Genomic DNA, 15,795 nt, shown 5'->3' with positions numbered 1-15,795 from the left:
GTGGCTGACCCCCTCGCGGCGCAGCCTCGACCTGCACCGCCGAGAAATGGGCCGAGCGGTGGTAGGCCGAGAGCAGCGCTGCACCGAGCAGCATCGTTAACTGCGTCAAGAGACCGGGTTGCCACCAGAGCGCCGCCGCCGTGATCACCATGATCCCTTGCGGCAGGGCGGATTTACAGAACTGGCGACTCATAGTGAGCAGCGCATCCGCCACGACAATCAGGGCCAGTAGCTTTAAACCATGCAAGATGGCCGTAAACCACAGCGTGGTCATCAGCGGCTGGAGCCCGAGCGCAGCAAGCAACAGCAGCAGAAACGAGGGCAGGGTGAAGCCCAAAAACGCCGCGAGGGCGCCAGCAAGTCCTGCTCGGTGGCGGCCGATGGCAAAGCCAAGCTGGCTAGAAGCGGGCCCTGGCAACAGTTGGCACAGCGCTAGCCGCTCTGCAAATTCGGCCTGACTGAGCCAGCCGAGACGGGCGACAAAGGTACGCTGAAAATAACCGATGTGAGCGGCGGGCCCGCCGAAGCTGATACAGCCGAGCCAGAGAAATTGGATAAATACCTGTCCTATCTGTTGCATGAGACCTCCTAACGCCTAACCCGAGCCCGATGATGGTGTTTAGTTTGCGGGGAGGGTCGGGGCAAGATAACAGCACCCCGCCAGCCAGCAGGCGATGGACTGGCGGCTGGCATCGAAATGGGGCTCCGGCGGCGCCTTGGGGTCACACCAGATCCACCCTTCGCATTTTTCCGGCTCCAGCAGCTGTGGTTCACCCTCGACCTCGGCCAGTAAGGTGACCGAGATAGAGTGCAGCCCGCTTTCACGCCATGTCTCAAGGTTATTGGTGACGGCAATGACGCGAGGATGAGTGATGACGAATCCGGTCTCTTCGGCCACTTCGCGGATAGCGGCAGCTTCGAAACTTTCGCCCAACTCCAGATGGCCACCAGCAATCGACCAATAAGGGGCGTGACTGCCCTTACGCTTGCCAAGCAGCACTTGGCCGTGGGGATTGGTTAGGATCACGCCGACACCGACCCGAGGATAAGGAGAACTCATTCAATTATTCCTTGGTAACCTACTTAGCTGAGGTGGGGCCGAAGGCGGGATACCTTCACTGGCCACTGGCGTAGCAGCGCTAGCCTAAGTGGTTGAGTGGCAGCGCGGTCTTGTGTTTGATCCGGCGCAGCACAAAGCTAGAGCGAACCCCTGTTACCCCGGGAATATGGGTCAGTTTATCGAGCAAGAAATGTTGGTAGTGCTCCATGTCGCGCACCACCACCTTGAGCTGGTAGTCGGCGTCATTCCCAGTGATCAGGTCACACTCCAATACTTCAGGGAGCGTTTTAACTGCCCGATCAAAATTCTCGAATCGCTCTGGGGTGTGTCGGTCCATCGAGATATGAATGTAAGCAGTGAGGGTTAACCCCAGCTGACGGGCATTGAGCAGGGTGACGTGGGTGTCGATAAGGCCTGCATCTTCTAACGCTTTGACCCGACGTGAGCAGGGAGAGGGGGAGAGGCCAACCAGCTCGGCTAGTTCAAGATTGCTGATGCGGCCATTTTCTTGCATTAACTCCAGAATATGCCTGTCTATTCGATCAAGTTTCAGCATTATCCGTTCCTTATCGCAATCATTGTTTCACTTTCCTTAGATTAAGGGTGAATTATTGCAAAAACAATGGAAAAGATATGCTAATTTGCAACCACTCACCGCCCGCTCGGGGGTAATATAGTCCCATCTTCCGGTGGTAAAGCGGCAACCTTATCGGGTTGTTGTGGTGAAGGACCTTACCGGGTCAACAGCACCATCAGCCGTCCAACCTTATCAGGCATCGACGGGCTGGAACGAGAGCATCCCCTCCCCGAAGGCAACAAAGCAGGCATCCCGGCGCCTGCTTTGTTGTTTTTGGCCGTTTGGCGCCATCAGCGCGCGGGCGGCGTGATGCGATAGAGGCAGCGGAGTGCCCCTTCCAGCAGATATTGCTCCCGCTCTACCGCCGCCGGCGCCAGCAGCTGGCGGAACAGCGCCAACTCGCTGCGACAGAAACCGCGGCAACGACGCGCCGCCGCACAAATGGGGCAGTGACTCTCCCACAGCAACCAGCTGCCATTCTCTTCACGGCGGGTCTCAGCCATGTAGCCTTCACGGCTGCGCAGCACCTTGAGGGCCGCCAATCGATCAGAGAGTTCAAGTGACCCCAGCACCGCCTCATAGCGAGCCAGCATCTGCTGCTCCCGCTGCAAGATCAGCCGCTCCATCCCCTCTTCGCCAAACAGCTCGCGCACGTTGTCGATAAGCTGCACGGTCAGCTCGCTATGACTATCAGGGAAGCGCTGCCAAGCCTGCTCGGTGAGCTGCCACAGCCGCAACGGACGACCGCGCCCACGCACCTCATCGCTGAATGTGATCCAGCCCTCTTGCTCTAGGGTGAGCAGGTGCTGACGGGCGCCCATGGATGTCATCTGCAACTGCTCTCCCAGCGCGGCAGCGCTCTGTGGGCCATGGCTCTTGAGCAGAAACAGGATCTTGTCGGTACTTGCGTTCATGGTGTCATTATGGGGATCGCCTTTTATTAATTCAATAATTAACTTTACTTAATTGGGTGTATGAAGCAGCATAAATAAACTAATTAATTTATTTAATAGGCGCAACATGGCGAAGCATGGGCACAACAACCCCCTCTGGGTACTGGTCATCACGGTCACACTGGCGGTCGCGGGCTTTAGCCTGCCTTCACCGGTATTAGCCCCTTTGCTGTTAGACCCGGCTAACGGCATGCTGACGCCGGAAGCCTCTGACTGGAGCCGCAAGGTGTGGCTGGGGGTCATCATGGGGCTCTATCCGCTGTTCCAGCTGGTGGGGAGCCCTTGGCTAGGGCGCTGCTCGGATCGCTATGGCCGCAAACCGGTCTTGATGTTCTGCCTGAGCGGCGTGCTGGTGGGCTACGCCATGATGGCACTCGGCATCGCTTGGCGATCCCTCCCCCTGTTGTTGCTGAGTCGGGCAGTTGAGGGATTGTTCAACGGCAATATCGCCATCGTACAGGCGATGGCGGCGGATCTCGCGGGCAAGGAGCATAAGGTCCGCCGCTTCGCCTGGGTCAACATCGGGATGAATCTGGGCTGGGTGGTGGGGCCGATGCTGGGGGGCTACGCCGCAGTGCTTTCGGGAGATGACAGTCAGGCCGCTTGGCTGGCGGTCATGGTGACGTTGCTCAATCTGCTGCTAGTGTACTGGCTGATCCCCCATCGCCCGCCAGTGGCCGCCACCGGTCAGGCAGCGACCCTCTCCAGCCGCCAGCTGTTGTTGCAACCGACGCTGCGCCCCTACTTCGTACTCACCCTCGCCAGTTACGCCGCGGTACAGCTCTATTTCACCTACTTCAATATCTGGCTCGTAGATCGGCTAGCGTGGAACCCAGCCCAGCTGGCACAGGCGGCGGTGCTGGTGAGCCTGCCGATGATGGCGGGCTCTTGGCTTGGCGCTCGCCTCGCCAATCACTGGCGCGGTAGCTCCCTTGGGATCGTCGGTCATCTGATGATGGCGAGCGGCATACTGCTGTTTATCCTGCCCAGTCAGTGGTGGGGGCTGGCACTGACCTTTATCCCGGCTGGCATCGGTATGAGTTTGGGAGAGCTGGCCACCTCGGTGGCAATCTCCAACCGCAGCCACGTTGAGCGGCAGGGGCAAGCAATGGGGCTCTACCGTGCCCTTGCGGTGGGTAGTGAGATCTTGGCGGTGCTGCTCGGCAGTTTGGTACTACTGGCGGGGGCTGAGTGGCCCTTCTATCTTGCCACCCTGTGCGCCCTTGCCAGTACCGCCGGTTTCTATTTGTTGCGCCGCCAACAGCTGACCCGATGCGCGTGAGCCACGAAGGGATCACAGTTCGGCGCTCAAGTATCGGGCAAGACTTGCATCAATAAGCTGGGTCTGGGACGGTAAGAGACTGGCTGATTTGTTTGACGTTGGAGACGCTATGAGTAAGTACCAAGCCATCGCACTTGATATGGATGGCACCTTGTTGACTCGGGATCATCAGATTTCGGCCGCTACCCGTGCGGCACTGGCACAAGCTCGCGCGGCTGGCATTAAGGTGCTGTTGGCCACTGGCCGCCACTATATGACGGCCCGCCCGTTCCACCACGAGCTGGCCCTCGATACCCCGATCATCTGCAGTAATGGCGCCTACCTCTATGATCCGGGCCAGCATCAGATACTCACCGGGCAACCCTTGGCTCTCGCCCCCTTGACCACGCTGCTGACTCAGATTAAGGCGCAGCAGATGGGCGCCCTCTTTCACCTCAGCGATGGGATCGGTTATCTGAGCTGTGAGGAGCATGTGGCTCGGATGCGCAATTGGTCGGCGACCCTGCCAGATCATCTCACCATTACCCTGTTGCCCGCAGACGATGTGGCCAGCTGGCTACAGCAGCCAATCTGGAAACTGGAACTGTTCCACCCAGATCCCGCCCACTTACATCACTTCATGGCACAGGTGGTGGAGCCACTGCCCTTGACCTGTGATTGGGCCACCCCATACGCGGTGGAGCTGGTGCAACCAGGTTGCAGCAAGGGTAACCGCCTCGCCCAGTGGGCGGCCAGCCAAGGCATTGCGATGGCCGATATTGTGGCGTTTGGTGACAACAATAACGACATCAGTATGTTCGAGCAGGTGGGGCTGGCAGTGGCGATGGGCAATGCGGCATCCCAAGTGCGCGCCTATGCCCAGCAGGTGACAGCAGACCATAACGAGGATGGCATCGCGCTGGCACTGCAACGTTGGGTGCTCTCCGCTTGAATTACCACTGGGCTCAGCCAGCTAGGTTACTTCAACTGCCGAATGAGAATTGGAACACCCGTGGCGGGAAGCGCAGCTGTTCATAGTCGTTGCGCAGGGACTCATAGTAGCGAATCGCCCGATAGCGTTGGGCCCGATAATAGCGGCGCTGCTCCTCGTCCGGTTCACTGCGGATCTGCTGCTCAAGGCGCTCGATATGGTGTTCGGTTTGGATCAGCTCATCGCTGATTTCGCGCAAGCGCGCGGCGAGTTGGTACTCCTGATAGCCCCGCTGATAGTGGCTTAGAAAGCTCGCGTCGTTAGGACAGACCCCACGATACAGCTGCCCCGCCTTACCTTTGCTGTAAGCCAGTTCAGGCAGACAGTAGAGGGTCAACCCCTTGTGATAACCGCGCAACCATTCGGCTTCGTCGACGGGCAGCCCATAGTCACCACATGCTGATACATAAGCGCGGGCCGCTTGCTCACTCTTGCCTTGCTCTCCATCTTGATAGCCCAAGTTGTACCAGCTGATGGTGCGACACTCGTTCTCTGATAGGGCACTGCAGCCCGTCAGGATGAGCGGCAGGATGAGTAATAGTGATTTGGCAACCATGTAGGGGCTCCTACACCGAGGCGGGTGGGGTCATGGCGGCATTTTAGTGAGTATGCGCGGGCGCAACAAGGACAATCAGGCTCGCCAGAATGAGGTCATCAACGGGAGTAATAGGCGCTTGTTTGCTGGCCGAGTGCAACTTTCTTTGGTTGCATCGGCAAGGTAAACTGCGGCCTCTTTTAACTAGCACGTAACAACAGATGAACGTCTTGACCGTCGATTACCGCGCCCCTGATGCAGCCCAACGCTTCACCGAATCTCTGCGTACAACCGGCTTTGGAGTGTTAACCAACCACCCCATCCCGAAAGAGCTGGTGCAGTCCATCTACGACAACTGGTATCGCTTCTTCATGAGCGAGCAGAAACAGGATTTTCTGTTTAACCGTGAAACCCAAGATGGCTATTTCCCACCCTCTGTTTCTGAAGTCGCCAAAGGGCACACTCAAAAAGACCTTAAGGAGTACTTCCATATCTACCCTTGGGGCCAGATGCCGGAAGAGCTGAAAGCCCAAGCGATGGAGTACTACCGGTTAGCCAATGACCTCGCTGCCGAGCTGCTGGGCTGGGTCGAGCAACATACCCCCAGCGACATTGCTGGCCACTACAGCTGCCCCCTCTCCTCGATGATCGATGCAAGCCAGAAGACGTTGCTGCGGGTGCTGCACTACCCACCGTTTGACGGTACCGAAGAGCCCGGAGCCATCCGCGCGGCCGCTCATGAAGATATCAACCTGTTGACCCTGCTGCCTGCCGCTAACGAACCCGGGCTACAGGTCAAAGGTGCCGATGGTGAGTGGATGGATGTGCCGTGCGACTTTGGCACCCTCATTATCAATATCGGCGACATGCTGCAGGAGGCGTCCCACGGCTACTATCCCTCCACCACCCACCGCGTTATCAACCCGACTGGGGGCAGTGCAGCCAAGTCACGGATCTCGTTGCCGCTGTTTCTCCACCCGCGACCTGAGGTGGTGTTGTCTGAGCGCCACACAGCTGACAGCTATTTGCTGGAACGCTTGCGTGAGCTAGGCGTGATCTAAGAGCCGCCTAGGCCAAACGCGATGAACCCCACGGGTGCCTAATCGCGCCAGTGGGGTTCATATAGCAGGGGCTCGTGCGGGTGTGCCCGCTAACTGGATGGCTCGCAAGACGAGGGCAGCGCTTCAACTAACAGAATATGAGAGTCATAACCGATGACTTTGACCTGACAGCCTGCCGCTAAAGATTGATTGCAGCGGACTGTCCAGACGGTGTCATCCAAATGGACTCGGCTCATTCCTTGGGCTACCTCATCCAGCAAGGTCAACTCGCGGCCGAGATAACCCTGCATCCGCTCGTTGATCGGGGCCGCCGCATCCTGCCCAGAGCGATCTTGGCGATGCTGCCAGCGCCACCAGACCCAAGTAGTGAACAGGGATTGCAGCGCAAACAGCAGCAGTTGCGCCTGCCAGCCAAAGGGCCAGACCAGCAGCAGGAGTCCGACCTCCAGCGCGGCGATGCCGGTCCAGAGCAGGAAGCCCACCGACCCCAGCACCTCAATGGCCAGCAAAATAAAGCCGAGCCCTAGCCAGTGCCAGTGGGTCAGCCCCTCGAACAGGGCTGTCATGACTTACTGCCCTTGCCATCTTTGTTAAACAGCTCAGCCATGCCGGCCACCGAACCAATCAGGCTGCCCGCTTCCAGTGGCATCATGATGATCTTGCTGTTGGGGCCTTCACCGATGCGGGCCAGCGCCTCGGTGTACTTTTGGGCAACGAAGTAGTTGATGGCCTGCATATCCCCCTCGGCGATAGCTTTAGAGACCATGTGGGTCGCCTTGGCTTCTGCCTCAGCCGCCCGCTCCCGTGCTTCGGCAGCAAGGAAGGCAGCCTGACGTTCACCTTCAGCCTTGAGGATCTGGGACTGCTTTTCCCCCTCGGCTTTGAGGATCTTGGACTGGCGGACCCCTTCGGCCTCCAGTACCTCGGCCCGTTTCTGGCGCTCGGCCTTCATCTGGGCATTCATCGCTTCGACCAGAGCCAGCGGCGGGCGCACATCTTTAATCTCGATACGGGTTACCTTGATGCCCCAAGGGGCGGTGGCGGCATCCATGGTGCGCAGCAGCTTCTCGTTGATGGTGTCGCGCTGGGAGAGCATCTCGTCCAGCTCCATGGCGCCGAGCACGGTCCGCATGTTGGTCATGGTGAGATTGCGAATAGCGCTGGTGAGATCGTTGACCTCGTAGCCCGCTTTGCGGGCATCCACCACCTGCACGAAGCTGATGGCGTCGATGGTGACGTTGGCGTTATCGCGAGAGATCACCTCTTGTGCCGGGATATCCAGCACCTGCTCCATCATGATGATCTTGTGGCCGACCCGATCCACGTAGGGGATCAACAGGTTAAGACCCGGGGTCAAGGTGCGGGTGTAGCGGCCGAAGCGCTCCACCGTCCAGTTGTAGCCTTGCGGCACTATTTTGATGCCCGCACTCAGGGTTGCGATGACCAAAAATACGAAAATGCCTAATACAATCAACGGCTCATTCATGCTCTGCTCCTTATATGAATATGAACAGACTCTATCTGGCGAGTCATGCAAAAGCCAGCGGGACGAAAGATATAACCATCCTGCGCTGGCACGAAATTAATAAAGTTAAGAATTTCCCTACATACATGCGCATTCAGTGATGGAATAATGCTCATATTCAAGGATGAATCATCACAGCTACTGAGGTGTAACCATAATCCGACTTTTTGTCTGGCGGTGTTACAGCCAGCCGATGTCGAAATGGATTTCTTCATTTTTCGCTGAGTAAATGGAGTATTTGCTGGCGTATAAATACCAATAAAAATATAAAAAATATAAAAATAAAACCTCATATTTGGCGTGAGCCAGCAATATATGAGTATTCATACGTGATTGCCCATAACAATAAAATAAAACGATTAAATAAATAATGAATGGCAACACAGTGTGACACGTGCAGATAACCACGCAGATAATATTTATATTGAACGGACGAGTCTAACACTCGACCCCAAATTTGACCCAAATAAACAGTGGGTAAAGTTTGGGGTTTTTTTTATTGTCCTGCCATTGATGAGCCGCCCAGCAAGCTTGGCCAAATAGTACCAACCCACCAGCAGGACAAGCTGCGCCGTGGCTGATCATATCATGACAGGTGGCCTGCGGGTTGAACTCCAAACAAACCCCAACCTTATCCCACCCCATGGCTCAATATAACGGTTAAAAAAGGGCCCGCCCCTCACAGGGCGGGCCCTTGATGATCGTGATAGTAAGGTGCCATCACGGGTCAACAGGCTGAGAATTACCCGGGTTATTTGCTACCGCTACCTGAGTTGCGGGTCGAGGCTTGTGGCTTGCGACGGGCAGTGGTGGCACGAGCACGTGGCTCCTTGCCTTGTAGCTCCTTGTGACGCTTAACGGCACGACGGATCTGGGCGGCCTGCTTGTGGCGACTGGTTTTACCATCTTGCTGCAGATCGACCTTGGACTCGGTTTCGTTAGGCAGATTGACCAGACCACGCAGGTAGTTCACCTCAGGCAATTTCAGCTCCTGCCAGCCACCACGCGGGATACCACGATCTAACGTCACATCGCCATAGCGGATCCGCATCAGGCGGCTGACTTGCACCTCCTGCGACTCCCACAGGCGGCGCACTTCGCGGTTACGACCTTCGGTCAGGGTGACGTTGAACCACTGGTTCAGCCCCTCACCGCCAGCCGGTTTGATCTTGGTGAACTTGGCCATGCCATCTTCCAATTGCACCCCTTTGCGCAGGCGCTGCAGCATGGCTTCGTTGATCTCGCCAAACACCCGCACCGCGTACTCCCGCTCCACTTCATGGCTTGGGTGCATCAACCGATTGGCCAGCTCGCCATCGGTGGTGAACAGCAACAACCCAGAGGTGTTGACGTCGAGGCGACCAACCGCAATCCAGCGGGCCCCTTCCATCTTGGGCAGACGATCAAACACAGTGGGGCGGCCTTCTGGATCATTGCGGGTACACATCTCCCCTTCCGGCTTGTGGTAAGCCAGGACACGGCAGATGACCTCTTCCGCGGCACGGGTCTTGATCTGGTGACCATCCACTCGGATCACGGCGTTCACTTCGACGCGATCCCCCAGCGTGGCGACCTTGCCATCCACACTGACCCGACCTGCGGTGATCAGGGCCTCCATCTCACGACGGGAGCCGTGACCCGCGCGGGCCAACACTTTTTGCAGTTTTTCACTCATCGGGGTTACCTGATTGTTGATCGCTGCCCGCAAGTAAAATGCAGGACAACGGGGGTAATGATGGCAAGCGACATCAGCGCGGCCGCCATTGCTAACTAACTTAACAACCTAATCCATTGGCACTCGCTGCCATTTACTGACGATTGCTGCCGTCATCCTGCATCATCGCGGACAACGGGGATTGCAGATCGGGATCAAGCTCTGGGAGCTGCGCCAGACTCTGCAGATTAAAGTAATCCAGAAACGCTCTGGTGGTGGCGAGCAGCTCAGGCCGCCCCACCACCTCTTTGTGGCCGATGCTGCGCACCCAACCACGATCTTTTAAGGTATTCACTATCTGGCTCGATACCGCCACCCCACGGATCGCCTCGATCTCAGCTCGGGTGATGGGTTGGCGATACGCAATCAGGGTCAGCGTCTCCAGCACCGCACGTGAATAGCGGGGCGCCCGCTCGCTCCACAACCGCGACAGCTCTTCGGCGTACTCCTGACGCGCCTGAAAGCGCCAGCCGGAGGCGACCTCGGTGAGCTCGACGCCCCGCTCGCGGTAATCCTGTTTGAGCTCCGCCAGCAGCAGCTGCACATAACGGGCAGTGACCGGATAATCGGCCAGCACACTGCTTTTCAACTCACTGACGTTAAGCGGACGACCAGCCACAAACAGCGCCGCTTCGATCAGGGTCTTGAGTCGTTCAGTGGGCAACGCCAAGGTGCTCCTCCTGCTCGGTGCTGGCTAACGCGAAATAAATGGGACCGAGGGGCTCAGCCTGCAGGACCCATATCAACTGCTCTTTGCACAGTTCCAGCAGGGCGAGAAAGGTGACCAGCACCCCCATACGTCCCTCTTCTGCGTGCAGTACCTGCTCAAGGCGCAGGGTCTGTCCCAACGTGAGCATGGCCAGGATCTCCGCCATCCTGACCCGAGTCGGGATCTGCTCGCGGCGGATCTGGTGATGTTCAAAATGAGTCGCGCGTTTTACCACACTTTGCATATAAAGGGCGAGCTCAACCAGTGACACATCGGGTGAGAGTGGCTTGAGATCGCCAAAATCGGGCGGCAGGGCAGAGGCGAGGAAGATCTCCCGCTCCACCCGTGGCAGCCCGTTGACCCGCTCAGCGCCGACCTTGTAGCGCTCATACTCTTGCAGGCGGCGGATCAGGGTCACGCGGGGATCCTCCCCCTCCTCCTCGTCCTCCAGCTCCGGCGCCTTGGGCAGCAGCAGGCGGGATTTTATCTCGGCCAGCCAAGCCGCCATCAGCAAGTATTCGGCAGCAAGCTCCAGATTAAGCCCCTGCATCAGCTCCACATACTCCATGTACTGGGCGGTGATCTGCAGGATCGGCAAGTTGAGGATGTCGAGCTGCTGACGGCGGATGAGATAAAGCAGCAGATCGAGCGGCCCCTCGAAGGTATCGAGAAACACCTCCAGCGCATCGGGTGGGATGAACAGATCTTGGGGCAGCTCGTGATAGGGCTGCCCCAATACTTTGGCGATGGGCGGTGGCGTGCCTGCCCCGTTATCGCCAAGGGTAGCCATCACCGGATCGACGGTCTCACTCAAACGGGGTCGGGTCTCCGGCACCGCGACGGCGCACCACAGGATCATCGTCAGAGAAATCCACCACCGTGGTCGGCTGTTCGCCCAGATACCCACCGTTGACCACCAAGTCGAGCTGCTTGCCCAGTTTGTCAAAAATCTCTTCTGGATCGAACTCGGCCATCTCAGAGTCCGGCAGGATCAATGTGGTGGAGAGCAGCGGCTCACCAAGGGCCTCCAAGAGCGCCTGAGCAATCTTGTTGTCCGGCACTCGGATACCAATGGTTTTCTTCTTTTCGTTCATCAGGCGCCGTGGCACCTCTTTGGTCGCCTTGAAGATAAAGGTATAAGCGCCCGGGGTGTTGTGTTTGATCAGGCGAAACGCACTGTTATCGACCTTGGCATAGGTGGCAATCTCGGAGAGATCGCGGCACACCAAGGTGAAGTCGTGGTTAGGATCAATCCGTCGGATCCGGCAGATCCGCTCCAGCGCCCCTTTGTCGCCCATCTGGCAACCTAGGGCATAACCCGAATCGGTGGGATAGACGATCACGCCGCCGCTCTGGATGATCTGCACCGCTTGGTTGATCAACCGCGCCTGCGGGTTATCTGGGTGTACGTAAAAATGCTGACTCATAACGTGTTCTCGCAATAGGGGCAGCCATGCCTGCCCGCTTGATGGTCATGGATTGCCAATCCATCCCGCTACCTTACCCTGTTTGACTGCCACGCACCGTGATCGTTACCGGCTCGCCAGCAACTCGGCGTGCTGCTCAGCAGTCAGCCCGAAGTGATCGGGATAGGCTAACCAGACGGGCATCCCCTCTTTGGGCAGCCAAAGGTGGCGACCCAGCTCGGTCCAGCTGGAGGGAAAGTGAAAATCTGATCCTACCGAAATAGCGAGATCGTGATCCTTGGCCCACTGGCCGAGATTAGCTCGCTCCTGCGGGCTTTGCTGCGGCAGTGACACCTCCATGGCATCGCCACCGGCCGCCTTGAAGGCCACCAGCAGCCGCTTGATCCACTTAGCAGTGAGATCGTAACGGCTGGGGTGGGCCAGCACCGCCAGCCCGCCTGCGGCATGAATGACCGTGATGGCTTCGCGCATGTCGGGCCACTCGGCCGGCACATAACCTTTGTTACCGCGACTGAGGTACTTTTTGAAGACTTTTGCCATGTTGTCGGCCACCCCGCGCGCCACCAACACCCGGGCAAAGTGGGCCCGAGTCACCGCGGCGTCACCGGCCAATGCCTTAGCCTCTTCATAAGTGCCGGGGATCAGGCACTTCTCCAGACGACGCCCTATTTCTTGTGCCCGCCTTTCACGACGGTCGCGCTGACCGGCCAAAAACGCCACCAGCTGCAAATTTTTTTCATCCACCCCGAGCGCCACGATATGGATCTCGTGATGCTCCCAGCCAGTGGAGATCTCAACGCCGCTCACAAGGTGCACGGGCAGCTGCTCGGCGGCGATGGTTTGGCGCAGCTCATCAAGCCCAGCCAAGGTATCGTGGTCCGTGACGGCTAACACATCAACCTGTTGTGCCCCCGCTCTGCGTACCAACTCGGTGGGACTTAACACGCCGTCAGAGGCGGTGGTGTGGCAGTGCAAATCGAATCTCATCTAGGCATGTCGCTCTTGTCGTTAGGCCACCATGGGTCATCGGGCGGTAGAAAGAAGGCTAAAAGCAACTTGACTTGGCCGCGGCTTTATCGTTTTCTGTAGGCACTTTAACTGCTCGTCGATTTAGACAGGACATCATCATGCAAACGACATCCATCCTGACCATCTGGTGGTGGCACACTCCCTGACATGCGGGCGTGTGGTCGTTGCTGTACCTGTTCAACTGGCAGCAAATCAAGAACCAAAGAAAAAGCCCGCTGACCCCAGCGGGCTTTTTATTATCTGGCAAATGGACCTGTGATGAAACCGAGAATTCAAATAAGAACGCTGACTTGGCGATGGCAACGGCGCTAATGCGATCAGATCTACTTCATTTTTAAGGATTTCAAGTCATGAATATCGGTAGCCAACAGCACATGATAGTGAGCGAACTATGACCATTAATACGAGCCATCTCTCTTTGGGTGAATTTGACACCCTTCGACTCAACGCCCCTTATGTGGCTGATCCACTTGCCCTTTATAGCCAACTCTGCGAAGGCCGCAGCAATACCCTGCTGCTGGAATCGGTCGAAATCGACTCCAAGGCGGGTAAGCAAAGCCTGCTGCTGGTCGATGCCTGCCTGCGTATCGAGTGCCGTGGTCGCACCGTGCGAGTACGCAGCCTCAATGACAACGGCGTCCACTTGCAGCGCCTGCTGACCGAGCGCCTTCCTGCCGTGGTGGCCCGCTCGCTGGTAGATGGCGAGCTGCAGCTCGACTTTCCCGCCGCCGATCGGGAGCAAGACGAAGATAGCCGCCTCAAAGGGATCAGCGTGCTGGACGTGCTGCGTACCCTGCAGCGGGAGCTCGCTTGCCAGCTCGGCTCTCTTGACGCTAGCGCGAACAGCGAGGCCCTTTTCATGGCGGGCAGCTTCGCCTATGACCTGATCGCCTCGGTTGAAGATCTGCCCGAGGTGCCGGAAGGGAGCAACAGCTGCCCAGACTACTGCTTCTACGTGGCCGAGACCCTGATCACCATCGATCACATTGCCCGCTCTACTGCATTGCTGGCCTGTCTCTTTGGCGGCGACAGCGACAAGGGCCAGCAAGAGAGACGCTACACCCGATTGAGCGAACGCCTTGCCCACTTTAAACAGGTGTGCCAACAGCCGTTGCAACCCACCGCCACCCCGCCAGCGTTAACGGGCGGCCTACAGGTTGATCAAAGTGACAAGCAGTTCTGCGCCGAAGTGGAGAAGCTCAAGGGCTTTATTCGCCGTGGCGACATCTTCCAAGTAGTACCGTCCCGCTGCTTCTCGCTGCCCTGCCCGAGCCCCATTGCGGCTTATCGCCGCCTCAAGCAGACCAATCCCAGTCCCTACATGTTCTATGTGCAAGATGAGGGTTTTACCCTGTTTGGCGCCTCGCCGGAGAGCGCGGTGAAATTCTGTGCCGATAGCCGGGATGTGGAGATGTACCCCATCGCGGGCACCCGCCGCCGTGGCCTCAACCCCGATGGCAGCATCAATCGGGATCTCGATGGCCGCATCGAGCTAGAGCTGCGCCAAGACGAAAAAGAGGTGGCCGAGCACCTGATGCTGGTGGATCTGGGTCGTAACGACATCGCCCGCATCTCCGAGCCCGGCACCCGCTACGTCAAGGAGCTGCTGAAAGTGGATCGCTACAGCCACGTGATGCACCTGGTCTCCAAGGTGGTCGGCACCTTGCGCGCCGATCTTGACGCCCTGCACGCCTATCAAGCCTGTATGAACATGGGCACCCTCACCGGCGCCCCCAAGATCCGCGCCAGCGAGCTTATTCGCATGGTGGAAGGCAAGCGCCGTGGCAGCTACGGCGGCGCCGTTGGCTACCTCAATGGGGCGGGCGAGATGGATACCTGCATCGTCATTCGCTCGGCCTTTGTCAAAGAGGGCGTAGCCCATGTGCAGGCCGGTGCTGGGGTGGTCTATGACTCCAAACCGCAAGCCGAAGCGGATGAAACCCGCGCCAAGGCGGCCGCCGTGCTGGCCGCCATCGCCGCCAGCCATGGCACCTCCCTGCAAGCCCTCTGCGCCCAGCAGGAGCAACATAAGGACGTGAGCCAATGAGTACCGGATCAACCGCCACTAATATCTTCCTGCTCGATAACTTCGATTCATTTACCTACAACCTTGTCGACCAGTTCCGCGCCCTCGGCTATCCGGTGCGGATCTACCGCAACAGCCTGCCCGCGAGCCGGATCATGAGCGAAATCGCCGCCTGCGAAGGGGATGCGGTGCTGGTACTCTCGCCGGGGCCGGGCGCCCCCCATGAAGCGGGTTGCCTGATTGACCTGATTAAGCTGGCCCGAGGTCAGGTGCCGATCCTTGGCATCTGCCTCGGTCATCAGGCTCTGTGCGAAGCCTACGGCGGCACCGTCGGTGCGGCAGGGGAGATCGTCCACGGCAAGCGCTCCCTGATTGAGCACAACGGCCACGGCGCCTTCGCTGGCCTGCCGAGCCCGCTGCCGGTGGCCCGCTACCACTCGCTGGTCGCCACTTATGTGCCGCAAGAGCTGACGGTAATTGCCCACTATCAAGGCATGACCATGGCCATCGAGCAGCAAGCCGATCGGGTGCTGGGCTTCCAGTTCCACCCCGAATCGATCATGACCTCGGAAGGGGCCCGTTTGCTGACTCAGGCGCTCGCCCACATCACCCGGCCTGATAGCATTTTTTCAACCGCGGGCGCGCATTAAGGTAAGGAGACTCCATGTATCAACATCTCAACACCCTCTATCAGGGTCACTCTCTGAGCCGTGATAGCGCCCGCGACGCCTTTGGCCAAGTGGTACGCGGCGAGGTGGATCCCATCGTGCTCGCCAGCCTGCTGACCGCCCTCAAGATCAAGGGCGAGACCCCGGAGGAAATCGCCCCCAGTGCCGACGATGTCGCAGAACTCGTAATCTGGGCGCGGGAAGGCGCGGGCTTGTGCCAGCAGCGCTTCGGCGGCGCCGGCGATTTCGTCCGGGGTCT

The 15,795-nt window shown here is 58.3% G+C and carries 17 protein-coding genes and 1 pseudogene; 6 read left to right on the top strand and 12 right to left on the bottom strand.

Translation table 11 applies throughout. The features are described 5' to 3' along the window. The 4 genes from CUC53_RS17115 to CUC53_RS17100 form a co-directional block, all read right to left on the bottom strand. On the bottom strand, positions 1-571 hold a 571-nt coding region (locus CUC53_RS17115), incomplete at its 3' end, for a chromate transporter (RefSeq protein WP_167386790.1). 48 nt (positions 572-619) lie between these two features. Then, positions 620-1,060, bottom strand: coding sequence for a nucleotide triphosphate diphosphatase NUDT15 (locus tag CUC53_RS17110; protein ID WP_100295242.1), 441 nt, complete (start codon positions 1,058-1,060; stop codon positions 620-622). Between the two features lie 79 nt (positions 1,061-1,139). Continuing rightward, on the bottom strand, positions 1,140-1,616 hold the full coding sequence (locus tag CUC53_RS17105; RefSeq protein WP_100295241.1) for an Lrp/AsnC family transcriptional regulator: 477 nt from the start codon (positions 1,614-1,616) through the stop codon (positions 1,140-1,142). Between the two features lie 311 nt (positions 1,617-1,927). Next, positions 1,928-2,551 (bottom strand): helix-turn-helix transcriptional regulator, encoded by a 624-nt coding sequence (locus tag CUC53_RS17100; RefSeq protein ID WP_100295240.1) that lies wholly within the window; start codon positions 2,549-2,551, stop codon positions 1,928-1,930. A gap of 106 nt (positions 2,552-2,657) precedes the next feature. Here CUC53_RS17100 and CUC53_RS17095 point away from each other — a divergent pair, with 106 nt between their 5' ends. Next, positions 2,658-3,872: an MFS transporter gene (locus CUC53_RS17095; protein ID WP_100295239.1), complete on the top strand. Its 1,215-nt coding sequence runs from the start codon at positions 2,658-2,660 to the stop codon at positions 3,870-3,872. Between the two features lie 109 nt (positions 3,873-3,981). Beyond that, complete coding sequence (locus tag CUC53_RS17090) at positions 3,982-4,803, top strand: Cof-type HAD-IIB family hydrolase (RefSeq protein WP_100295238.1); 822 nt, start codon at positions 3,982-3,984, stop codon at positions 4,801-4,803. 31 nt (positions 4,804-4,834) lie between these two features. On the opposite strand, the gene CUC53_RS17085 is transcribed toward CUC53_RS17090, so the two are convergent. Then, a complete protein-coding gene (locus CUC53_RS17085; protein WP_100295237.1) occupies positions 4,835-5,398 on the bottom strand; it encodes a DUF2799 domain-containing protein in 564 nt (187 codons plus the stop codon). 200 nt (positions 5,399-5,598) lie between these two features. On the opposite strand from CUC53_RS17085, the gene CUC53_RS17080 reads away from it, so the two are divergent. Further along, positions 5,599-6,438, top strand: coding sequence for an isopenicillin N synthase family dioxygenase (locus CUC53_RS17080; RefSeq protein ID WP_100295236.1), 840 nt, complete (start codon positions 5,599-5,601; stop codon positions 6,436-6,438). 89 nt (positions 6,439-6,527) lie between these two features. On the opposite strand, the gene CUC53_RS17075 is transcribed toward CUC53_RS17080, so the two are convergent. The 7 genes from CUC53_RS17075 to rnm form a co-directional block, all read right to left on the bottom strand. Beyond that, entirely contained in the window at positions 6,528-7,004 is a 477-nt protein-coding gene (locus CUC53_RS17075) for an NfeD family protein (protein ID WP_100295235.1), read from the bottom strand. Then, positions 7,001-7,924 carry an SPFH domain-containing protein gene (locus CUC53_RS17070; RefSeq protein WP_100295234.1) on the bottom strand — a complete coding sequence of 308 codons (924 nt, stop codon included), beginning with the start codon at positions 7,922-7,924 and terminating at the stop codon, positions 7,001-7,003. Before CUC53_RS17070 ends, CUC53_RS17075 begins: the two co-directional genes overlap by 4 nt. Positions 7,925-8,714: 790 nt before the next feature. After that, a complete protein-coding gene (gene rluB / locus CUC53_RS17060; RefSeq protein WP_100295232.1) occupies positions 8,715-9,638 on the bottom strand; it encodes a 23S rRNA pseudouridine(2605) synthase RluB in 924 nt (307 codons plus the stop codon). 133 nt (positions 9,639-9,771) lie between these two features. Next, positions 9,772-10,347 (bottom strand): SMC-Scp complex subunit ScpB, encoded by a 576-nt coding sequence (gene scpB, locus CUC53_RS17055; RefSeq protein ID WP_100295231.1) that lies wholly within the window; start codon positions 10,345-10,347, stop codon positions 9,772-9,774. Then, positions 10,331-11,176, bottom strand: a complete 846-nt coding sequence (locus CUC53_RS17050) for a segregation and condensation protein A (RefSeq protein ID WP_236757960.1) — start codon at positions 11,174-11,176, stop codon at positions 10,331-10,333. Before CUC53_RS17050 ends, scpB begins: the two co-directional genes overlap by 17 nt. Positions 11,177-11,192: 16 nt before the next feature. Further along, the gene (locus CUC53_RS17045) at positions 11,193-11,813 is read right to left on the bottom strand and encodes an L-threonylcarbamoyladenylate synthase (RefSeq protein WP_100295229.1); all 621 of its coding nucleotides are present in this window, start codon (positions 11,811-11,813) and stop codon (positions 11,193-11,195) included. Positions 11,814-11,918: 105 nt separating this feature from the next. Next, a complete protein-coding gene (gene rnm, locus CUC53_RS17040) occupies positions 11,919-12,800 on the bottom strand; it encodes an RNase RNM (protein ID WP_100295228.1) in 882 nt (293 codons plus the stop codon). A gap of 439 nt (positions 12,801-13,239) precedes the next feature. On the opposite strand from rnm, the gene CUC53_RS17035 reads away from it, so the two are divergent. From CUC53_RS17035 to CUC53_RS17025, 3 genes and pseudogenes are all read left to right on the top strand, one after another. Continuing rightward, complete coding sequence (locus CUC53_RS17035) at positions 13,240-14,889, top strand: anthranilate synthase component 1 (protein ID WP_100295243.1); 1,650 nt, start codon at positions 13,240-13,242, stop codon at positions 14,887-14,889. Next, the gene (locus CUC53_RS17030) at positions 14,886-15,518 is read left to right on the top strand and encodes an aminodeoxychorismate/anthranilate synthase component II (protein ID WP_100295227.1); all 633 of its coding nucleotides are present in this window, start codon (positions 14,886-14,888) and stop codon (positions 15,516-15,518) included. Before CUC53_RS17035 ends, CUC53_RS17030 begins: the two co-directional genes overlap by 4 nt. A gap of 14 nt (positions 15,519-15,532) precedes the next feature. Further along, positions 15,533-15,795 (top strand): annotated as a pseudogene (locus tag CUC53_RS17025) (hypothetical protein); the annotation flags it as partial.

The sequence above is a fragment of the Aeromonas cavernicola genome (genome assembly GCF_002795305.1).
Taxonomy (GTDB): Bacteria; Pseudomonadota; Gammaproteobacteria; order Enterobacterales; family Aeromonadaceae; genus Aeromonas; species Aeromonas cavernicola.
The sequence above is the reverse complement of the archived record's forward strand: the minus strand, read 5'-3'. Positions and strand labels throughout refer to the sequence as shown.